General features: G+C 68.2%; 17 protein-coding genes and 2 pseudogenes. 10 read left to right on the top strand and 9 right to left on the bottom strand.

Going from position 1 to position 20,314, the window contains the following annotated elements:
• Positions 1–91: 91 nt before the first annotated feature.
• Positions 92–820 (bottom strand): annotated as a pseudogene (locus tag BXA10_RS29785) (IS481 family transposase); the annotation flags it as partial.
• Positions 821–1,284: 464 nt separating this feature from the next.
• Between BXA10_RS29785 and BXA10_RS29780 the strand changes: the two are divergent.
• Positions 1,285–2,754, top strand: coding sequence for a dihydrolipoyl dehydrogenase family protein (locus BXA10_RS29780; RefSeq protein ID WP_076474165.1), 1,470 nt, complete (start codon positions 1,285–1,287; stop codon positions 2,752–2,754).
• A 233-nt stretch (positions 2,755–2,987) separates the two neighbouring features.
• Positions 2,988–3,161, top strand: coding sequence for a DUF6510 family protein (locus BXA10_RS32800; protein ID WP_425436138.1), 174 nt, complete (start codon positions 2,988–2,990; stop codon positions 3,159–3,161).
• A 327-nt stretch (positions 3,162–3,488) separates the two neighbouring features.
• On the opposite strand, the gene BXA10_RS29775 is transcribed toward BXA10_RS32800, so the two are convergent.
• Positions 3,489–4,085, bottom strand: coding sequence for a DinB family protein (locus tag BXA10_RS29775; protein ID WP_076474169.1), 597 nt, complete (start codon positions 4,083–4,085; stop codon positions 3,489–3,491).
• 149 nt (positions 4,086–4,234) lie between these two features.
• On the opposite strand from BXA10_RS29775, the pseudogene BXA10_RS29770 reads away from it, so the two are divergent.
• Positions 4,235–4,706 (top strand): annotated as a pseudogene (locus BXA10_RS29770) (IS701 family transposase); the annotation flags it as partial.
• A gap of 60 nt (positions 4,707–4,766) precedes the next feature.
• Here the strand turns inward: BXA10_RS29770 and BXA10_RS29765 are convergent.
• Genes BXA10_RS29765 through BXA10_RS29735 form a run of 7 tightly spaced genes read right to left on the bottom strand, consistent with a single transcriptional unit; the run spans position 4,767 to position 10,828 of the window.
• Positions 4,767–5,651 carry an urease accessory protein UreD gene (locus BXA10_RS29765; protein WP_175649354.1) on the bottom strand — a complete coding sequence of 295 codons (885 nt, stop codon included), beginning with the start codon at positions 5,649–5,651 and terminating at the stop codon, positions 4,767–4,769.
• Positions 5,652–5,701: 50 nt separating this feature from the next.
• The gene (gene ureG / locus BXA10_RS29760; protein WP_084753530.1) at positions 5,702–6,409 is read right to left on the bottom strand and encodes an urease accessory protein UreG; all 708 of its coding nucleotides are present in this window, start codon (positions 6,407–6,409) and stop codon (positions 5,702–5,704) included.
• 16 nt (positions 6,410–6,425) lie between these two features.
• On the bottom strand, positions 6,426–7,139 hold the full coding sequence (locus BXA10_RS29755) for an urease accessory protein UreF (RefSeq protein ID WP_076474163.1): 714 nt from the start codon (positions 7,137–7,139) through the stop codon (positions 6,426–6,428).
• The gene (ureC, locus tag BXA10_RS29750; RefSeq protein WP_076474162.1) at positions 7,139–8,857 is read right to left on the bottom strand and encodes an urease subunit alpha; all 1,719 of its coding nucleotides are present in this window, start codon (positions 8,855–8,857) and stop codon (positions 7,139–7,141) included. Before ureC ends, BXA10_RS29755 begins: the two co-directional genes overlap by 1 nt.
• The gene (gene ureB, locus BXA10_RS29745; RefSeq protein ID WP_076474161.1) at positions 8,854–9,234 is read right to left on the bottom strand and encodes an urease subunit beta; all 381 of its coding nucleotides are present in this window, start codon (positions 9,232–9,234) and stop codon (positions 8,854–8,856) included. Before ureB ends, ureC begins: the two co-directional genes overlap by 4 nt.
• Before the next feature lie 9 nt (positions 9,235–9,243).
• Complete coding sequence (locus BXA10_RS29740; protein WP_425436137.1) at positions 9,244–9,597, bottom strand: urease subunit gamma; 354 nt, start codon at positions 9,595–9,597, stop codon at positions 9,244–9,246.
• A gap of 4 nt (positions 9,598–9,601) precedes the next feature.
• Positions 9,602–10,828 (bottom strand): beta-propeller fold lactonase family protein, encoded by a 1,227-nt coding sequence (locus BXA10_RS29735; protein ID WP_217696886.1) that lies wholly within the window; start codon positions 10,826–10,828, stop codon positions 9,602–9,604.
• 366 nt (positions 10,829–11,194) lie between these two features.
• On the opposite strand from BXA10_RS29735, the gene BXA10_RS29730 reads away from it, so the two are divergent.
• The 7 genes from BXA10_RS29730 (at position 11,195) to BXA10_RS29700 (ending at position 20,107) form a co-directional block, all read left to right on the top strand.
• Positions 11,195–13,951 (top strand): ATP-binding protein, encoded by a 2,757-nt coding sequence (locus tag BXA10_RS29730; protein WP_076474166.1) that lies wholly within the window; start codon positions 11,195–11,197, stop codon positions 13,949–13,951.
• A gap of 116 nt (positions 13,952–14,067) precedes the next feature.
• Entirely contained in the window at positions 14,068–15,033 is a 966-nt protein-coding gene (locus tag BXA10_RS29725; RefSeq protein WP_076474159.1) for an alpha/beta fold hydrolase, read from the top strand.
• Between the two features lie 738 nt (positions 15,034–15,771).
• Positions 15,772–16,545 (top strand): SDR family NAD(P)-dependent oxidoreductase, encoded by a 774-nt coding sequence (locus BXA10_RS29720; protein ID WP_076474158.1) that lies wholly within the window; start codon positions 15,772–15,774, stop codon positions 16,543–16,545.
• A 16-nt stretch (positions 16,546–16,561) separates the two neighbouring features.
• Entirely contained in the window at positions 16,562–16,864 is a 303-nt protein-coding gene (locus BXA10_RS29715; RefSeq protein WP_076474157.1) for a ScoMcrA-related endonuclease, read from the top strand.
• 560 nt (positions 16,865–17,424) lie between these two features.
• The gene (locus BXA10_RS29710) at positions 17,425–17,568 is read left to right on the top strand and encodes a molybdopterin-dependent oxidoreductase (RefSeq protein WP_139338239.1); all 144 of its coding nucleotides are present in this window, start codon (positions 17,425–17,427) and stop codon (positions 17,566–17,568) included.
• 32 nt (positions 17,569–17,600) lie between these two features.
• Entirely contained in the window at positions 17,601–18,356 is a 756-nt protein-coding gene (locus BXA10_RS29705; protein WP_076474156.1) for a ferredoxin reductase, read from the top strand.
• Positions 18,357–18,520: 164 nt separating this feature from the next.
• Complete coding sequence (locus BXA10_RS29700; protein WP_076474155.1) at positions 18,521–20,107, top strand: FAD-dependent monooxygenase; 1,587 nt, start codon at positions 18,521–18,523, stop codon at positions 20,105–20,107.
• Positions 20,108–20,314 lie beyond the last annotated feature (207 nt).

Genomic DNA, 20,314 nt, shown 5'->3' with positions numbered 1-20,314 from the left:
CACCCGCTACGCCAAACGCGCATCCCTCTACCGGGCCAGCCTGGTTCTCATCGCCGCTGTCATCTGGCTCCCATGATCGACAGGACAGGCCCTAGGTGTACTGCCGAGGGACGTTGGTCAACCTGGTGATGGGCGGCTTGCCGTCGGTAGCGGTGTGGGGCCAGTGGTGATTGTAGTGATGGAGCCAGGCGGGCAGGGCCTTGCGTCGGGCTGCTTCGGATGAGTAGGACCGGCCGAAGGCCCAGCCGTCGGTCAGGGTGCGGTGAAAGCGTTAGACCTTGCCGTTGGTTTGGGGCGGTAGGGGCGGGTCTTCTTCGGAGTGATGCCGAGTGCGGTGCAGGCGTCGCGCCAGGCGTAGGACTTGTAGGCGGAGCCGTTGTCGGTCAGGACACGCTCAACGGCCACGCCTCGGTCGGTGAACCAGGTGACCGCGCGGCGCAGCACGTCGATCGCGGTGGCGGCTTTCTCGTCGTCGCGGATCTCGGCGTAGGCCACCCGTGAGTAGTCATCGACGACGGTGTGCACGAACGCGGTCCCGACCCGCGGTTCCCAGCGGTGGTTACGGGTGCCGGTGCGTCGGGCGGTGGCCTCCCGGTTGCGCTCGCCCTGGACCCGACCGACGTAACGCCACCCGCCCCCGTCGGGGATCTGGCCGAGCTTCTTGACGTCGACGTGCAGCGTCGCGCCGGCGTGGTCGTGTTCGTAACTCGCCCGTGCGCCGGTCGATGTGAGACAGCCGGTTCACCCGACAACGGGTCAGCACCGCGTGCACGGTCGAGGCGGGCATGCCCAGGCGGCCGGCGATCTGCACCGGCCCTAGGTCTGGCGGCACATCGGCGAGGTTTCGGCCCGGGGCGAACACATTCAACCCTGGCTGTTCATGATTGCAAGGAACGTCTCGGCAGACGAGGCGCCCAAGCGCCACCGGCGCCCTCAGGAGTTCTCGGGAGACCGTGACCTCCAGGAGCGCTCCGGACCGGTCGGCCCAGGGTGCCCGTGGCAGTAGCTGCCCGCTGATCTGCTGCCGTGGCAGTCGGTGTACTGGCACGTCACCCAGTGGGAAGCGTCAGGGCGTGCCGACGATCTCAACCGCAGGATCGTCGACCACCTCCACCTGCTCGGGTTGCCCGACGACGCCGCGCGACCGGCCGGGCAACGGGCCCCGTGGACCCCGGCCGGGGGTGCACGGGCCGGGACCGGGGTGACTACGGATTCGCCGCCCGGCGACCGATCGCGACACTCGTCCGACTTGATGAAAGCACGTATCGCGAGAGGGCTGATGCAATGAAGAACGTTGGACCGGAGGCGCCCGCCGACGCCACGTATGACGTGATCGTGATCGGTGCCGGGCCGATCGGGCAGAACGTCGCCGCGCGAGCGCGAGCGGGCGGCCTGTCCGTCGCGGTGGTGGAGAGGGAACTCGTCGGCGGCGAGTGTTCCTACTGGGCCTGCGTCCCGAGCAAGGCCATGTTGCGGCCGGTCGTGGCGGTCGCCGAAGCTCGCCGGCTCGACGGGGCGCGGGAAGCGGTCAGCGGGTCGGTTGACGCCCCCGGGGTGTTCCGCCGCCGGGACCGTTATGTCAGCGACTGGGACGACAGCGGGCAGGCGCAGGCGCTAGGCGACATGGGCGCCCACCTCGTTCGAGGCCACGGCCGGGTGGACGGGCCGCGGCGGGTGTCCGTCGCCACGCCCGACGAGACGATCGTGCTGCTCGCGGCCGTGCACGCGGTGGTCGTCTGCACCGGCAGCCGCGCCGCCGTGCCGGACATGCCGGGAATCGCCGAGGCGCGGGTCTGGACCAACCGTACGGCCACCGACACCTCCAGCGTGCCCGCGCGCCTCGCGATCATCGGTGGAGGGCCGGTCGGCGTCGAGATGGCGACCGCGTGGCAGGGCCTCGGGTCGGCGGTCACCCTGATCGCCCGGGAGGCTCGGGTGCTGCCGCAGTTCGAGGAGTTTGCCGGGGACCTGGTGGGCGCCTCGCTCAAGGATGCCGGCGTTGACGTCCGGCACAACACGACGGTGACGTCCATGCGCCGGCCGTCCCCGTCCGGCCCGGTGACCCTGCTGCTGGACGACCACACGGAGGTCGAGGCAGACGAGGTGCTGGTCGCGGTCGGGCGGGTCCCGCTCACCGGCGACATCGGGCTGAACACGATCGGGCTCACGCCCGGCTCGTGGCTGGACGTCGACGACACGTGCCGTGTTCGCGGCGTCGAGGGCGGCTGGCTGTACGCGGCCGGCGATGTGAACCACCGGGCTCTGCTCACTCATCAGGGCAAGTACCAGGCGCGCATCGTGGGCAACGCGATCGCCGCCCAGGCGGCCGGTCGGGCTCTCGACACGTCGCTCTGGGGCCGCCACGCGGCGTCGGCCGACATCCACGCGTTGCCGCAGGTGGTGTTCAGCGATCCTGAGGTCGCCACCGTCGGCCTCTCCGCCGAACAGGCCCGTCGTGACGGGCGCAAGATCCGCGTGGTCGACGTCGACATGTCGAGCGCGGTCATGGGCGCCCGACTGTACGCCGACGACTATCAGGGCCAGGCCCGCATGGTCCTCGACAGCGCGACCGACCGCGTCCTCGGCATGACTTTTGTCGGCTCGGGCGTGACCGAGCTGCTGCACTCGGCCACGGTCGCGGTGGCCGGCCAGGTTCCGGTCAGCCGGCTCTGGCACGCCGTCCCGCCCTTTCCCACGATCAGCGAGGTGTGGCTGCGGCTGCTCGAGACCCTGCAGGCAGGCGAGCAGGAGTGACACCGCTGATATCGGCCGGGCTCCGCGACCGCCGGCGTCCGGTCGGCGACTCGTCGCGGATTCCTCCGGGCCGGCACCTCACCGGCGGCTTCCGGTGCTGTCGGTCGACGAGCCGCTCACCTACGTGTGGGGCCGGCCACCCTCGTGGAGACGGAGGCAGGCCTGCTCGTCGTAGCGGGTCATGCCCCCGAACGGATTCGAGCCGAGCGTTTCGGCGGGACAGGGGAGTCGAAATGACGGCAACAGACGGTAATACGGTCGCGGCCCTGCTTCGCGATATTTTCGGGCAGGAAATGACGATCGTCTGCGGAACCTGTATTCATTGCGGCAGCGGCTCGCAAATCGGACGGGTCATGGTCTTCCGAGGCCCCGGGACGGTGCTCGTCCGACCTGGAAGGGTCGGTTGATGGTCATCGTGGATCGGGGCGGCATAGCGTGCGTGGACGCGGAAGGATTGGCCAACCTGGAGATGCAGCGCCCGCGCCCCCGGCTGTGCGCCAGGGGCTGAGGGCCGAAAATCCATCCTGAAAGTCCTGGTCGGACAAACCGCGTCCGCGACTGGTCGCTCACCTCGGCCGAACTGGCCGGAGTTTCCCGGCCGCCGACGCCGGCGTACTTCTCGCACAACGGTCTTCGGGCGTTCGACGCCGCAGAAACGGTTGGGGGTCAGGCTGCGACGGTGGCCCTCGCCTAGTACTCCAACTGTACTTCGCGATCGGGCCCCGGGTTACCCGTCAGGCGCCTGACGACGGTCGAGGCGCCTGACGGACCTCGTCGTGGTTCGCCCCTTGCTTCATGTCGAAATTATGGAGGTATAGATCACGAAGCACGCCGAGCTCGGCACCGTGGTGAGCGGCTTCGTCCAGAGCGTGGAGGGCCAGCAGCAGGTAGCTCTCGTGAGCGTAGTCACCAGCGATGGGGCCCATGGGCTGGAGGAGACGGTCATCGCCGAGGGATTCGACGTGGTTGCGGAATCGGGACCAGTCGTTCGCCAGTTCCTGGACGCCTTCACTCGCCGTGCCCGGCCACACGTGCCGGTCGCCGCCCTGCAGATCGTCACCGAAGAAGCGGCCATAGCCGCGTAGGCAGTCCGCCCCGATGTGCCAGATACGCCATCCGATCGTCGTGAACGGCGCAGGACGGACCGCACCCGCGGGTCGTGGGTCGGCACGGAACATCCCGTCCGCAATCGGCTTGAGCGTCATGCACGAGGCGACGGGCTCCCACAGGTATTCGGCGTCGGTGAGCCCGTCAAGGCGAGCGAAGGTTCTGGAACGTACGTCCTCGAAGGTTTGGAGGAGGTCGCGGGTGACGGTGCCGGGCGAGGTCATGGGCTGCTCCAGGTTCGCCGACAGGTAGGACCACCACTGATCATCGGCGTGTGAAGGCTGAAGATCGTGCGGTCGCCGCGGCTCACAGCGTAAACCCTGCCCGCTGGCAGTCCGCACGGCATCGGCATCTGCTGTGCCGGGCCGTCCGGGATGCCGACGGCGTCCGTGACGACACGCGCGAATACGTCGTCGAGCACCCCTATGACGATGCCGCGTCCTGGTTGTGGACGAGACCGGCGACGTGAAGAAGGGCACCCACACCGTCGGGGTCCAGCGCCAGTACACGGGAACGGCTGGACGGATCGAGAACTCCCAGGTCGCGGTCTACCTCGTCTACGCCGGGATGCGCGGGCACGCGGCGATGGCCGGGAGCTGTACATCCCGCGCTCCTGGACGTGCGACCCGGAACGCTGCCCGGCCGCGGGACTTGGCGAGGACACCGCCTTTGCGACCAGGCCGGAACTGGCCCGCACGATGATCGAGCGGTTCCTGAACGCCGGACACCGCGTCGGCTGGGTCACCAGGGACGAGGTCTACGGCGCCAACCCGAAACTCCGCACGGCTCTGGAGGAACGCGGTATCGGCTACGTTCTTGCGGTCGCCTGCGCAGCACGGGTCGTCGCGCCGATCGTTCAGGCGCGTTCGGCCCAGCGTCTCCCCGGCCCCCGACCCGCGCGCGTCTCAACCCTTGCGCAGGTCGGGGGCAGGCGAGCCCAGCAGCCGAGTGCGGGCCCGATCCCAAGCGACGTGCATCGCGGCTTGAACGTGTTTGGAGGTGTGGCCGAGAATGCGTACCGCCGCACCACGGCTGGCGGGAAGCTGCGTCACTCCCGAAAGAACCTCCGGTACGCCGGCGAGCGCCTCACGAAGCACCGTGACCAGCTCGGCCGCAGGCATCTCGGAGCAAATCACGTACAGGCTGGCGAGGATGTCGTAGCCGCCGAGCACACCCGGTGATCGCGGGTCGTCGACCTCGCCGGGCCGCAGCCTCAGCGTGTCGGTGAACAGCAGGGTGCCGTCGGGATCGCGGACTTCGGTTTCGGCCCAGAACAGGTCGTAGACGTGTGCTTCGTCGCGCGCCATCCGGCCCGGCAGGAGGACTTCCCCGAGGATCACGGTGGCGTCCTCGGCCACCGTGACGCTGGTCCGCTGGTACAGCCGCGACCCGCGGAACGGTATGACGGGATCCGGAAGGTACTCGAGGATCGCATTATGGCCGGCACGCAGGTTGACCAGCTGCGTGGCGAAGTCGTCCCGGGCCTTGAACACCTTGGTGGCGGCCTGAGTGGTGAGGTGGACGGCAGATCCCGGTGCACAGTCCACGTCCACCCGATAGCGGTCGCCCTGGACGAACCCGTCACCCTGCTGCTGCAGGAACACGAAGGCCATGTCCGGTCGGCCGGGGTCCAGGTAGATCGGCCGGTAGACGTACAGCGGAGATTTCTGGTATTGCCGAATGATCCTGGTGCTTCCCGCGCGCGGAGCCAGCGCCAGGTCGAGCACGCCCAGTTTTCCCGCGGCGCCGACGCCCAGCGCGTCCCTGACCTCCGCTCCGAAGGCGAGCACCTCCCGGGGCAGGGCGATCGGTGTGCACCAGGCCCGGTCGTCCCGTCCGGTCATGCCGAGCCGACGGCCGGGGCGGACCGGGCGATCACGTCATCGATGCGGCCCACAATCTCGGTGAGCCCGTCGCCGGTGAAGCAGTTGGTGAAGACGAACGGACGGCCGTCGCGGACGATGCGAGCGTCCCGGTCCATCACCGACAGGTCGGACCGGACCAGGTCGGCCAGGTCCACCTTGTTGATGACGAGCAGGTCCGAGTGCGTCACGCCCGGGCCACGCTTGCGCGGGATCTTGTCGCCCTGCGCGACGTCGATCACGAAGACGAAATAGTCGGCCAGTGCGGCGCTGAACGTCAGCGTCAGGTTGTCGCCACCGGACTCGACGAGCACGACGTCGGCATCGGGGAAACGATCCGTCAGCTCGGCGACCGCATCGAGGTTCATGCTCGGGTCGTCCCGCACCGCGGTGTGCGGGCACGAGCCCGTCTCGACGCCCACCACCCGTTCCGGCGCGAGCACGCCGGCCAGCGTGCGCCGTACGTGCAGCGCGTCCTCGCTGGTGAAGATGTCGTTGGTGACGACCAGCGGGCGATGACCCGCCGCTATGAGCATCGGAACAAGTGCCTCGATCAACGCTGTCTTGCCGGAGCCGACCGGGCCACCGATGCCGATGCGGGGAATCCCCGGTGCCCGGACCTCGGCGAACCGGGAAGCCGCCCCGTGCTCGTGGTCGTGGTCGTGCGGATGCGTATGGGTCTGCATGGAGCTACCTCTTTTCTCAGCTTGCGAACAGCCGAAGCTCGGTTTCCTCGTGCTGCATCGTCATGATGTCCAGCAGCGGTGTGCAGCTGGTGATGTCGGCGACGTCCTTGTCGGCGGCGTGCCGCGCCGCGGCGTCCAGGTCGGAACGCACGCTGTGCAGCACAGCCTGGGCGGTGCGGTGATCGGTCACGGCGAGCCGGACGGCGGCGGCGACCCAACTGGCCGCGAACGCGAACAATTCGCCGGCGACCGAGTCCAGGCGCGATACGCCGAGAGATGCGCTCAGAACGCCGAGGACCACCGCGTGGTTGCCTGGTGTCCGTTTGTTCGCGACCTCTTGCGCATAATGCGAGAGGGCCCCGGGATCGAACGCCGCCGTCGCAACCCGTAGCAGCGCTCGCCCTGTACGGGTCGAAGTCTCCCGGGCCTCCCGCGACAGCTTCACCGCGGTCAACCGCTCGTCGGCGCGGATGACCAGGTCCAGGTCCACCGAATCCGGGCCGTTCGTCGCGCGATGGGCACAGGCCAACCCGACGCCTTCCGACGGTCCGACCGCGAGTCGCAGGTAATCCCGCAACAGCGCGGCCAGCACCGCCGGATCACTCGTCATCGTGAGCCGCCCCGACTGCGCCAGCGTTTCCAGTCCGTAGGAGAGCGTGTAGCGGCCACTCGGGAACGTTGAGTCGCTCAACTGCAGCACGGACAGCAGGCCGGCCAGGTTGGCGGTCATCAGACGACGTAGTAGAGCTGGGACATGGAGACCTCGCTGGAAGCGGGCACGACGGCCGGTCGGCCGTCGACCGTCACCTGGTAGGTCTCGCTGTCCACCACGATGTCCGGAGTCACGTCGTTCCGAACCATCTGCGCCTTGCCCAGCGTCCGGCAGCAGCGAACCGCCTCGGTCCTGCGGTCGACCCCGAGCCGCTCCATGACCTGCGCGTCCGCGGCCGCCTGGGAAACGAACGTCACCGACGTACGTCCCGCGGCCTTCCCCATCCCGCCGAACATTGGTTGCAGCAGCACCGGTTCGGGCGTCGGGATGGACGCGTTCGCATCGCCCATCACCGACCAGGCCACCATGCCGCCCTTGATCACGTACTTCGGTTTGACGCCGAACGTGTTCGTCGGCCACAGCACGATGTCGGCGAGCTTGCCCGGTTCCAGCGATCCGACCACATGCCCGATGCCGTGGGTGATGGCCGGATTGATGGTCAGCTTCGCCAGGTATCGAAGGATCCGCTGGTTGTCGTCGCCGGCCGTCTCGCCGGGCAGACTGCCGGTCAGTCTCTTCATCTTGTCCGCGGTACGCCAGCACGTCGCCACCGTGTCCCCGACCCGCCCCATCGCCTGCGAGTCGGACGAGTACATGCTGAGTATGCCCATGTCGTGCAGCACGTCCTCGGCCGCCTCCGTCTCGGCGCGGATACGGGACTGGGCGAACGCCACGTCCTCGGGGTTGTCCGGGTTCAGGTGGTGCGTCACGATCGTCATGTAGAACAGGTTGTCGGTCGTGTCGGTGGTGTACGGACGGGTCGGGTTGGTCGACGACGGCAACACGTTCGGCAGCGAGGCGATGGCCATCATGTCCGGTGCGTGTCCTCCGCCCGCGCCTTCGGTGTGATAGCTGTGGATGGTCCGCCCGTCGATCGCGTCGAGCGTGTCGCCCAGATATCCGCTCTCGTTGAGCGTGTCGGCGTGCAGGGCGACCTGGACGTCGTACTCGTCGGCAACGGTCAGCGCACAGTCCAGGGCGGCCGGCGTGGCTCCCCAGTCCTCGTGCACCTTGAGCCCGAATGCGCCCGCCTCCACCTGCTCTCGCAGGCTCTCCGGTCGGCTGCTGTTGCCCTTGCCCATGAAGCCGACGTTGACCGGCAGGGTCGCGGTCGCCTCCAGCATCCTGGCCATGTTCCACGGGCCGGGCGTGCAGGTCGTCCCCTTCGACCCGTCGGCGGGGCCGGTGCCGCCGCCCAGCAGGGTGGTCGTTCCGCTGGACATCGCGTGCGGGATCTGCGCCGGTGTCAGGAAGTGCACGTGCGAGTCGATGGCGCCCGCCGTGGCAATCAGGCCTTCGCCGGAGATCACCTCGGTGCCGGGACCGATGAGCAGGTTGGCGGAGACGCCGTCCTGCACGAACGGGTTGCCGGCCTGGCCCACTCCGACGATCCGCCCGTCCTTGACGCCGATGTCGGCCTTCACGATTCCGATCACCGCATCCATCACGATGACCGACGTGACCACGAGGTCCAGCGCCCCGTCCGCGTTACGCAGGCCCGGAATCTGTGCCATGCCGTCGCGGATCGACTTCCCGCCGCCGTAGATCGCCTCCTCGCCGGGGAGGATCAGGCTGCGCTCGACACGGGCGAACAGTTCGGTGTCGGCCAGCCGGAACCGGTCGCCCGTGGTGGGGCCGTACAGAGATGCGTACTGCCTTCGCGAAACCGTCGTCATGACTGTTCCCCCGCTCCGGAGAACCGGCGTTCGAGGGCCCGCTTCATTGCCCGGGCCCTCGAACACTGGTTGGACGCGGCGCCGTCGAGCAGCCCACTGAACCCGACCACCCGGGCCGACCCGCCGAACTCGACCAGGTCGACGTCACGTTCGTCGCCCGGCTCGAAGCGGATCGACTGGCCCGACGGCACGTCGAGGCGCATTCCCAGCGCCGCCGCACGGCTGAAGTCCAGTGCCCGGTTGACTTCGAAGAAATGGAAGTGCGAGCCGACCTGGATGGGCCGGTCACCGGTGTTACGCACCGAAAGGCGCACGGTACGCCGGCCGCTGTTGATCTCGATCGCCTCGTCGGACAGCAGCCACTCGCCTGGAATCATCTCGTCCTTCTATGGAATCGGGTTGGCGACGGATACCAGCTGGGTACCCGTCCGGAAGGTCGCCTCGACCTGGACCACGTTGACCATCTCGGGCACCCCCGGCATCACGTCGTCGCGGGAGAGCACCTGCTTGCCCAGCTCCGTTACCTCGGCGACCGACTTCCCGTCCCGGGCCGCTTCCAGCAACGCCTCGGTGATCAGCGCGATCGACTCGGGGAAGTTCAGCTTGAGGCCGCGGTCCCTTCGCCTGCGGGCCAGTTCGGCGACTTGGTAGATCACCAGTTTCTCGATTTCCCGGGGGCTCAGCATCAACGACGACAACGAGGTCTCGATGCGCGGCTGCCCGGGTCCGTTCTCGGTCAACTCGTCAGAACCCGGCGAGGCCCTGCGGGCTGTTGTATGGGATTTCCGCGCTGGTGACCTCGCTCAGCGATCCGTCCGCCTGGACGGCGTAGCCGATCAGCTTCGACGCGTTGGCGTAGATCTGGTAGAGGAAGCCGCCGTCCGGGGTGAGCCAGTTGTCGCTCGGGCCGCTGCTGACGGTTCCGTTGAGCGCCCGGAAGGTCCCGTCTCCTGGCACCTTGGGAGACGCCGAGCTGTGGACCAGCGAGATGACGTCGCCGTCGATCCGGAAGCTGCTGATGTTGCTGTAGCCGAAGTTCGTCGCAAATACCCACTGGTCGTCGGGCGACACCGCCAGCCAGCAGAGCTCCGACGGCAGGCCGGCGCTGGTGTCGATCTTCACGACCGGCCCGGTGGCGATCTTGCCGTCCTCGCCGAGGGTGGCCAGCGCTACGCCGTCGGCCACGGCGTAGCCGATGACGAAGTGCTGGGGCCGGTGGTGCAGGAAAGCGGGGTAGAACGGCGAGCCGCCGCCACCGTCCTGGAACAGTCCCTCGGCGAGCGAGCCGTCCTGTCGCACGGGGAAGACGATGATGCCGTCCGGGTCGGGCGCGTTGGACGCCACCGACTTCTTCGAGCCGTCGGGCTGGTCTGCCCACAGGATCGGCGAGCCGTCCGGGTTCGCCTTGGCCGGCTGGTCGAAGGTGGTGCCGACGACGATGAACTTCTCGTCCGGCGACAGCACGATCATGGTGGACACCCGGAGCGGCTTGTCCGGGGTGTTGATCGTGTATCCCTCGGGGCGGGCCTTGAGCTTGCCGTCGGCATCGACTGACATCAGCCGGATGTGGTCGGGGCCGAACGAGTGCAGCACGTACAACGTGCCGCTGGCAGGCACGTACGCCAGGGACTTCGCCGTGCCGCTGCGACCGGCCACGACGTTGCCGGTCCGCTTGACGTCGATCAGCGTCAGCTTGCCGTCCTCGCCCACGCCGAAGCTCGAGACCGAGTTGTCGCCGCCGTTGGTCGCGAACAGGAAACGCTTGTCAGCCGTCACGATCACGCTGCCTGCGGCCTCGAAGGCGTTCGGGGCGCTCTCCTGGCCGCTGATTGGCTTGTACACGCCGGATCCGGCGCCGCCCGTGGCGATCCGCTCCACCTCGTGGATCGTCCCGTCTTCGTTACGGGCGTAGTGGATGACGAAGTTCTTGACCTCGTTGGTCTGGATGTAGAGGTGTCCAGTGGGCTGCATGCCTTGCTCCATTACTGCCTCTCCGTTTCGTTGGATGACCGCAGCTTGGCCGAAACACCCGGTTGCTCGCGTCAGTAGATCCCCTGGGCACGCGCCCGGGTCTCGTCCCGGGACACTGGTTCGCTCGCGGCCGCACCCCCGTGCGGCGTTGATCTGGTCGGCGTCGCAGACACTGCTCGAAGCGCGCCCTTGCGCAGCCTCGTCAGGAGCGGGGAGATGTCATTTGTCACCAGGTGCCCGTTATGGTGCCGTGGTGGTCACGGCTCGGGGATCGTCGCCATGGGATTGGCCACCGTGTCCGATCCCCGACCTCGTCCCCGGCTAGTGTTAATGATGATGTTTCCCCAAGACACTCAGAATTCGGCCATGACCAGGCGAAAACGGCCTAGCGAAGTGCTGTTGGGCAGGCATGCCGAACGCGGGGCGCTCGACCGGCTCCTCGCTGGTGCGCGTACCGGCATCAGTGGGGCACTGGTACTGCACGGCGAACCGGGAATCGGCAAGACCGCGCTGCTGGACTACGCGCTGGCGCAGGCCGGGGACTGCCAAACGGTCCGCGCCGCAGGGGTGGAAGCCGAGAGCGAGCTCGCGTTCGCCGGCCTGCACCAGATCTGCGCACCCGCTCTGGATGGTCTCGCGAGGCTGCCAGCTCAGCAGGGCCTCGCGCTGAGCACCGCGTTCGGTCTGAGCACCGGCACGACACCGGACCCGTTCATGGTCGGTCTGGGCGTGCTTGGTCTGCTTGCCGACTTCGCCGGGGAACGGCCGGTGGTGTGCGTCATCGACGATGCCCAGTGGCTGGACCGGGCATCGGCCAAGATCCTCGGCTTCGTGGCCAGGCGGCTGAGAACCGAGTCAATCGTCATGATCTTCGCGGTGCGCGGCGACCTCGACACTCGTGACGTACCCGAGCTGGCCGGCTTACCGGCGATGACCGTCACCGGTCTGTCTGACGACCACGCGCGTGAGTTGCTCGCTTCGACGCTTCTCGGGCGGGTCGACGAGCGGGTGCTCGACCGCATCGTCGCCGAGTGCCATGGCAACCCCCTGGCGCTCACCGAACTGCCGCGTGGCTTCACTCCGGCTGAACTGGCCGGCGGCTTCGGCCTTCTTAACCCCGGTTCCTTGCCCCGCCGGATTGAGGAGAGCTTCCTACGGCAGATTGCCGCGCTCCCTCCGGTCGCCCGGCAGATGCTCTTGGTCGCCGCGGCCGAGCCCGTCGGCGACCCGGTCCTGGTCTGGCGTGCTCTGAACCAGCTGGGCGTGCCGGGTGACAGTCATCTCGCTGCCGCGCAGGCGGCCGCCGACTTCGTCGATTTCGGATTTGGGGTCCGGTTTCGCCATCCTTTGTTGCGCTCAGCGGTCTACCAGGCCGCGAGCGAGGCGGAGAGACGTCAGGCACATGCCGCGCTCGCAGAGATTACGGTGAGCACCACTGATCCGGACCGGCGAGCCTGGCACCGGGCGCAGGCGGCTGCAAGGCCGGACGAGAACGTAGCGACCGAGTTGGAGACATCGGCGGTTCGGGCACAAGCCCGTGGTGGGTTCGCGGCAGCCGGAGCGTTCCTGGAACGAGCCGCAGAGCTGACCCCGGATCCGGCACGGCGAGCATCACGCCTGCTGGCCGCGGCGCAGGCCCGATATCTGGGCGGTGCCCCGGACACCGCGCTCCGCCTGCTCGCCTTGGCCGAGGCCGATCAGCCGTCCGAGCCCGACCGGGCGCGCGCGGATCTCCTGCGGGCCGACATCGCCTTCATGGTCGACCGGGGCCGTGAGACAGCGGACCTCTTCCTTAAAGCGGCGTCACGGCTCGAGCCGCTGGACATCGGTCTCGCCCGCAGCACATACCTCGACGCGTTACGGGCGGCCTGGTACGCCTCCGACTCCGGTAGCAGCGGAACCATGCGGGACGTGGCGCGAGCGGCTGTTGCGGCACCTGCTGCCCCGACGCCTGCACGACCGTCGGACCTGCTCCTGGACGGCTTGGCGGTGCGATACACCGCAGGCTTCGCCGCTGGTGTGCCGAAGATGCGACAGGCGCTGAAGGCGTTCCAGGACCAGCTGGCGAACCAGGAAGACCTTCGGTGGATGTGGTTCGCCAGCTCGATCGCCACGGACCTCTGCGATGACGATGCAGCGGACGCGCTCACCGGCAGATACGTCCGGCTGGCGCGCGAGACCGGAGCACTTGCCGCCTTGCCTCTGGCACTGACGACACGCATCCTCATGCATCTGTTCGCCGGCGACCTGTCCGAGGCATCTGTGCTGATCACGGAACTCGATGACGTCGCGGACGGAACCGGGATCCCGGTGCCGCGTTACATGGCTCTGCTGCTTGCGGCCTGGCAGGGTGACGAGGACCGGACCACCGAGCTGGCCGCCGTCTGCATCGCTGATGCGCGGCGCCGCGGCGAAGGACTTGCACCGGCTATCGCGGGCTGGGCCCAAGCACTGCTCTACAACGGCTTGGGCCGGTTCGATGAGGCGCTGAAGGCGGCTCAGCAGACGATCCAGTCGAGCCTGGAGCCCGGGGTGTTGACCGGGGCGCCCCTCGTCGAACTGATCGTCGCGGCCGCGCGCACCGGAAAGTCCAAGATTGGGGCCGACGCGTTGGAGCGGCTCTCGACATCGACGCAGGCGTGCGGCACCGACTGGGCGCTCGGTATGGAGGCTTGCTGCCGGGCCGTGCTCACCGATGGCGCGCGGGCGGAGGGCTCGTACGTCGAGGCGGTCGAGCGTCTCGGTCGTACGAAGATCCGGCCGCTGTCGGCGCGTGCCCACCTTTACTACGGTGAATGGTTGTGGCAGTCCGGCCGGCGCGACGATGCTCGCGACCAAGTCCGAACAGCGTACGAGATGTTCGCCGCCATGGGCATGGACGCCTTTGCCGCCCTGGCCGCTCATCGGCTCGGGATAAACGTCCGCCAACGGCGCGGCGACGACACCGGCCCGCTGACAGCGCAGGAGACCTACATCGTCAAGCTCGCTCGTGAAGGGCTCTCCAACGCGGAAATCGCCACCCGTCTGTTCATCAGCCCGCGCACGGTCGAATGGCACTTGAGCAAGGTCTTCGCCAAGCTGGGCATCTCGTCGCGTCGTCAACTGCGCCGCCCCGTTCAATGATCCTTCGCGTACGAGCCGCACGATCTGAGCTTCTTCGGCCGCCGGTGACGCGCGCCCATCACCGGCCGGGAGTCATACATTCGATCGGGCAACTTGGATTGAGGTGAATCGGCCATATGGCTGAGCGTCGTTTCGTCGCGACCAACGGCATCGAGTTGATGGTCACGGAGGAGGGGGAAGGGCCTCTCGTTCTGCTGCTTCACGGCTTTCCGGAGGCGGCTCACTCGTGGCGACATCAGTTTCGGCCATTGGTCGAAGCCGGCTACCGGGTGGTCGCTCCCGAACAACGTGGCTACGGCAGAAGCTCGCATCCGACAGCGGTGAGCGCCTATTCGATCATGCATCTGGTCGCCGACATCACCGGACTCATTCGAGAGCTGAATGCCGCCGATGCCGTGGTGGTGGGCCATGACTGGGGCGCCGTTGTCGCGTGGAACCTCGCCCTCATGCGCCCTGACCTTGTTCGGGGAGTGGTGGGCCTGAGTGTTCCTCCCTATCCGCGGAGAGAGGCTGGACCGCTGACGACCATGCGAGCGGTGCATCAGGGACGGTTCTACGTCAACTACATCGAACAGCCGGGCGTCGCGGACGAAGAGTACGCCCGCGACCCGATGACGAGCCTGCGCCGTACCTTCTACGGTGTCAGCGGTGACAACCCGGCGAACCGGGCGCCTCGCGACATGCTGGTCCCTCGCGACGGCGGGCTGCTGGAGGCAATCGACCCGGAGCGCAGCACGGCGATGCCGGAGTGGCTGACCGAACAGGACCTGGAAATTTTCACCGCTCAGTTCGCGGACGGTTTCACCGGCGCGTTCAACTGGTATCGCAACCTCGACCGCAACTGGGAACTCGCCGCTGCCTTCGACGGGGTGCGCTTGCGAATGCCCGCGAGGTTCATCACCGGCGACCTGGATCCGGTATTGGCGTTCCACGGACTCCGCGATTACGTGAAGGCCCTGCCCCGCCAGCACGACCAGTTCGCCGAGCCCATCTTCCTGCCGGGGTGTGGTCACTGGATTCAGCAGGAGCGCCCGCAAGAGGTCAACCGGCTGCTGCTTCAGTTCCTCAGGGCTCTGACATAGGTCATCGGTCGCAGGCGTATCGCGCGTAGATCATCGAGTGAACTATTCGGGTATGTCTCGTTGTAGTTGAGCAGGAGCAACGATGACGGGCCGGCCGGCCGGATGGCTGGCCGTAAAAGCAAGAACGCGGTGCTGGCCGTCCAGCCAATGAGCGTCGTCTACTTCGATGCAGACCGGTTGTGACTCGGCGATGCTACTGAGCCTCGACCGTCGGGCCGGCCACCGTTGCCTCGGGCCTGGACTCGCAGCCCTGGCCGAAGGCTGCGCTGGGGGGCGATCGGTGACGTGGGGAAGGTCCGGCGCTGCCGTCGCAGAAGTCGGTGCGCAGTAGCCGCAGCCCCGTGTAGAGGGCCTCCTGTTCCGCGGCCACTGCGCGGGCGCGCAGGACGCGGAACTGCGCGGCCCGGTCGCGCAGGATTTGCCGATACCACGGTCACCGCGATCCCCAGCCCGCTGCCACCGCGGGGCACAACAGGACGTCCAACCACGCTCCCTCATCCTCCTCCCCCCCCCCCCCCCCCCCCCCCCCCCCCCCGGCGGCAGCGCCGGGCACGGCGACCACCAGGCCAAAACCCGGTCTCGGCTTGTCCTCCCCCGGCGGAGCTCGCCCGTGACCCGGGGTACGACCAGGCGGACCTCGGAGGCGATCGGGCCGGTCGGCGGCGAAGGTCTTCTTGCGCCGGCTGATGCTGCGCCCAGCCAGGGCGCCCCGGCGTATACGTTAGTGAGGAACCTGTTATGACCGAAGCTTTCCGGGGCCGCAAGCTCATCGTTGTCGGAGGCAGCAGCGGAATGGGCCGGCAGACCGCTGCCGACGTGGTGACGGCTGGAGGGAGCGCCGTCATCATCGGCCGTAAACATGACAAAGTCGACGAAACGGTGAGGGCGTTGGGCGCCCAGGGCAAGGCGTGGGGGATCACGGCGGATCTCACCGACCGTCAGCAGGTCGCCCGGGTGCAGGACCAGCTTGCGTCCGAGCATTCCGACGCGACCCTGCTCGTCAACGCGGCCGGTGTGTTCCTCCCGCAGCCGTTCCTTGACCACGACGGAGCCGCCTACGACTCCTATCACGAGCTCAACCGGGCGATCTTCTTCCTTACCCAGACCGTCGCGCGCACCATGGTCGATGGCGGTCGTGGCGGGGCGATCGTCACCGTCGGCAGCATGTGGGCGCACCAGGCCGTCGGCGCAACGCCCTCCAGCGCCTACTCGATGGCCAAGGCCGGGCTGCACGCCCTGACCCACAACCTGGCCATCGAGCTCGCCCGCCACCGGATCCGCGTCAACGCGGTGGCCCCGGCCGTCGTGGCGACGCCGATCTACGAGGCGTTCATCCCGCCGGCGAAGGTCGCGGAGACGCTCGAGGGCTTCAAGGGCTTCCATCCGCTCGGCCGGGTCGGGACGTCGAAGGATATCTCCGCCGCGATCACCTACCTGCTGTCCGACGACGCAGCCTGGGTCACCGGGGCGATCCTCGACGTCGACGGCGGCGTCATGGCGGGACGCAACTAGCAGACCGGAGATCAGCATGCCACGTTCGCCCGACTGGGACAGAGTCGACCACAACCATGTTGAAAGGGCAGTCTGGGAGTACGACCGACTCGGAGCGGCCGAATTCTTCGCCCGCCACGGCTTTGCACCGACCACAACCTACGAAATGATTCTGGGCGATCGCACCTATCCACCGAAAGCCGTCCTAGGAGTCGCCTACGAGTTCGCGACGGGCGATCGCCTGGCCTCCGGCGACTTCGAAGGTGGCCGGTCGGGGGCGGTCCGGGTGCTCAGGGCGCTCGGCTTCACGGTTGAACAAATCCATCGGCCGGGCAAGTAACCGGCCGGCCGCTCCGGCTGAGCGTAGCCGGGCACGACCGAGATCTCCCGCGGGGCGTGCCTGGTACCCGGTCCGGGCGCGGTTCGACGACGAGGGACACGACGGGCCGCCGGACAGGGAGGCCGAGCAGGCGATCCTCGACCACCCCCAGCCAATGCCCGGACGGTTGAAAGCCGTACTGGTCCTGCTCGGCGGGCGGCACTCGGACTCAATTCGGACTTTGCCCGGCTGCCAGCACAGGGCAACGGTTCGTGCAGCCCCTTCCGCTCATCAGCCTGTTCACTTCCGGAGAACCACGCCGCGTAACGGTTGCCTCTTGTGGCGCGGGCCGAGCCGGTGGTTCGTCGTGGCAGACCACCTCAGGTCCGCACACCGCGCCGGGCCGATCGGGCAGGAGTCGCTGCGCGAGCGCAAGCCGCCGGCCCGTCCGTCGTTGTAGTGGGGAAGGGACTCGTCGGCGGCGAGTGTTCCTGCCAGGCCTACGTCCCGAGATGATCGAAACTCGACACCGCCTGGACGGGGCGCCCCGGTGACACACCGACCTCAGCGGAGGGCCGGCGATTATCGCTCACCGCTTCGACGGGACACCTCTCGAGGCGCAGCACGGCGGACCGGCCCAGCTGCTGATTCCACACCTCTACTTCTGGAAGAGCGCTAGGTGGATCTGCGACATCAAACTTCGTGACGACACGCCCTGCGTCTGAAAGCGACACGGTCACGACAACTAGGAGACCCTATGGCAAGCACAGCGTTACTCGGGCGACTGAACTGGCGGACCGGCAGGGTCGTCAAACTAGTGACGGAGACACCCCGAACCCGAACCATCGGATTGGATGTTCCCGGCTGGCCCGGGCACCGAGCCGGTCAACACGTCGACATCAGATTGACCGCCGAGGACGGATATCAGGCGGAGCGAAGCTACTCCGTCGCATCCGCCCCCTCCGACACATACGTCGAGCTGACGGTCGAACAAGTGCCCGACGGTGAGGTTTCACCCTATCTCGTCGGAGATCTGCGGGAGGGCGACCGGTTGGAGTTGCGGGGCCCGGTGGGCGGGCACTTCGTATGGGAAGAGGACCTTGGCGGTCCGCTGCTCCTCATCGCTGGTGGATCCGGCATCGTGCCGCTTCGTTCGATGTTGCGCCATCACCGCACGATCCACAGCGCCGTGCCTGTGCGATTGTTGTATTCCGTCCGAGACACCGCTGGTCTGATCTACGCCAGCGAGATCATGCAGTTCGCGACGTCGGACGAGGTCGACGTCAACCTGACCTATACGCGCGCGGCACCTCCCAGGTGGAACGGGTACGACCGCCGCATCGACGCAGCGATGGTCGCCGACGTCGCGTGGGCGCCGGCCGATCAGCCGCTCACCTACGTATGCGGCCCGACAGCCTTCGTGGAGACGGCGACGAATCTCCTTGCCGCCGCCGGGCATGTCCCCGAACGAATCCGCGCCGAGCGGTTCGGTGGAACAGGGGGAACGAGATGAATGCAATGGACGGAATGAGGTGCCCGGCCCTCTGAGCGACTCCTCGAGGCCCCCGGCGTTGCTCGTCGCTGTAGTGATCTCCTGCGCTCTCGCCGCAGCCGGGATGCTCCTCGGTGTACGCTCCTCCATATCCTCAGCCCGGATTTTCGGCGTAGCCTCGGCCGATGACGTCGGTCGAGGTGTTGGTGGTCGGGGCGGGGCCGACGGGTTTGGCTCTGGCCCGGCAGTTGGCGGCATTCGATGTGCGGGTTCGTCTCGTCGACCGTGCCCGCGACCGGGTTCACGAGTCCAGGGCGCTGGCAATCCAGCCCCGTACCCTCGAAGTCCTCAAGGTTCTCGGCGTGACAGACGACCTGGTGGCTGCGGGTAACCCGGCGGTTCGGATGTGTCTGCACGTGCGGGGTCGACAGCGGTCGGTGCCGCTGTTCGACCTGGGCCTGGCGGACACCGCCTATCCATATCTGTTGCTCCTCTCGCAGTCCGAGACCGAACGGCTCCTAAGCGAGCATTTGGCGGCTGCCGGGGTTGAAATGGAGCGCGGCGTCGAGCTGGTTGGACTGGACCGCACCGGCGACGGCGTGGTGGCGACGCTGCGACACGTGGACCACCGCGAGGAGCGGGTGGCGGCCCGGTTCGTGGTGGGCTGCGACGGCGCGCACAGCACCGTCCGGCACCTGGCGGGGATCAGATTCGAGGGCAGCTCGTACCCGCAGACCTTCGTCCTGGCCGACCTGGAAGCCGACGGCATCTCCGGCGGCGCGGCGCACGTGTTCCTCTCCGAGCACGGGATGCTGTTCCTCTTCCCACTCGGCCGCCCGGCCAGCTGGCGGCTGATCGCCATGCGACCGCCCGCCGATCCGGCCCCGCCAGACAACCCCGTCACCCTCGCTGAGGTGCAGCGCCTCGCCGACTCGTACAGCGGCGCGAGCGTACGCCTGCGCGACCCGGTGTGGATGACGAACTTTCGGCTCCACCACCGCGCCGCGGCCAGCTATCGCGCCGGGCCGGTGTTCCTCGCCGGCGACGCCGCGCACATCCACAGCCCGGCCGGCGCCCAGGGCATGAACACCGGCATCCAGGACGCGATCAACCTCGGCTGGAAACTCGCCCACGCCCTGCGCGGCAACAGCGACCCAGCCCTGCTGGACAGCTACGAGGTGGAGCGAGCACCCGTCGGCCGGACGGTGCTGCGCTTCACCGACCGGGCATTCACCGTCGCCACCTCCACCCATCCGTTCGTCCGGTTCGCCCGGACCCGGATAGCGCCGGCACTGATCCCCCTCGTGATGGCACCCAGGCTCATGCGTGCCACCGCCTTCCGCACGGTAGCCGAGCTGAACATCGGCTACCGGCACAGCCCGCTGTCGGTGCAAGGCCACGATGCCCCACGCGGCGGACCCCGGGCGGGGGACCGGCTGCCCGATGCCCGGCTGGCTGCCGACGGGCTGACGCTGCACAAGCTGACGGCCGAGCCCGGGTGGCACCTGCTGCTGTGCGGGCCTGCCGACGCCTGGCCGTCCACCTCGACCACTGTGCTGGACCGGTATCCGATCACCGTGCACCGACTGACGGCTATCGACGCTGCAGCGGCGGGCCGCCCGTCCGCGGCGCCGGCGCTGCGCCGGCTCGGCGTCGCCAGCGGAGCCGCAGCTCTGTACCTGGCTCGCCCAGACGGGCACATCGGCTACCGGTCCGGGGGTGGCGACCTGAGTGGCCTGCTGTCGTACCTGGACCGCTGGCTCGGTACGTGAGCGCGGTCGCCGTGGTCGTCCTCACCACGGACGGGGCTCGCGCTCAACGGAGCGCCAGCCGAGCGGTGGCGAGCCAGGACGGCCACGACTGCGGGAGCCCACCCGGTTCGAGCAGTGGCAACCGGGGAAAACGATGAGGGAAGACGACCTGCGGGACCTGATCGAGCGCAGCCCGTGGCTCATCCGGGCGCTGGGCGTCGTTCGGGG

It is taken from the genome of Micromonospora avicenniae, from assembly GCF_900156065.1.
GTDB lineage: Bacteria > Actinomycetota > Actinomycetes > Mycobacteriales > Micromonosporaceae > Micromonospora > Micromonospora avicenniae.
The sequence above is the reverse complement of the archived record's forward strand: the minus strand, read 5'-3'. Positions and strand labels throughout refer to the sequence as shown.

Coding starts and splice junctions, on each gene's coding strand:
- BXA10_RS29725 (WP_076474159.1), top strand. CDS start 14,068: ATGGCTGAGCGTCGTTTCGTCGCGACCAACGGCATCGAGTTGATGGTC.
- BXA10_RS32800 (WP_425436138.1), top strand. CDS start 2,988: ATGACGGCAACAGACGGTAATACGGTCGCGGCCCTGCTTCGCGATATT.
- BXA10_RS29715 (WP_076474157.1), top strand. CDS start 16,562: ATGCCACGTTCGCCCGACTGGGACAGAGTCGACCACAACCATGTTGAA.
- ureB (WP_076474161.1), bottom strand. CDS start 9,234: ATGATTCCAGGCGAGTGGCTGCTGTCCGACGAGGCGATCGAGATCAAC.
- BXA10_RS29755 (WP_076474163.1), bottom strand. CDS start 7,139: ATGACCGCCAACCTGGCCGGCCTGCTGTCCGTGCTGCAGTTGAGCGAC.
- ureC (WP_076474162.1), bottom strand. CDS start 8,857: ATGACGACGGTTTCGCGAAGGCAGTACGCATCTCTGTACGGCCCCACC.
- BXA10_RS29735 (WP_217696886.1), bottom strand. CDS start 10,828: ATGCAGCCCACTGGACACCTCTACATCCAGACCAACGAGGTCAAGAAC.
- BXA10_RS29730 (WP_076474166.1), top strand. CDS start 11,195: ATGACCAGGCGAAAACGGCCTAGCGAAGTGCTGTTGGGCAGGCATGCC.
- ureG (WP_084753530.1), bottom strand. CDS start 6,409: ATGCAGACCCATACGCATCCGCACGACCACGACCACGAGCACGGGGCG.
- BXA10_RS29705 (WP_076474156.1), top strand. CDS start 17,601: ATGGCAAGCACAGCGTTACTCGGGCGACTGAACTGGCGGACCGGCAGG.
- BXA10_RS29780 (WP_076474165.1), top strand. CDS start 1,285: ATGAAGAACGTTGGACCGGAGGCGCCCGCCGACGCCACGTATGACGTG.
- BXA10_RS29775 (WP_076474169.1), bottom strand. CDS start 4,085: ATGACCTCGCCCGGCACCGTCACCCGCGACCTCCTCCAAACCTTCGAG.
- BXA10_RS29720 (WP_076474158.1), top strand. CDS start 15,772: ATGACCGAAGCTTTCCGGGGCCGCAAGCTCATCGTTGTCGGAGGCAGC.
- BXA10_RS29700 (WP_076474155.1), top strand. CDS start 18,521: ATGACGTCGGTCGAGGTGTTGGTGGTCGGGGCGGGGCCGACGGGTTTG.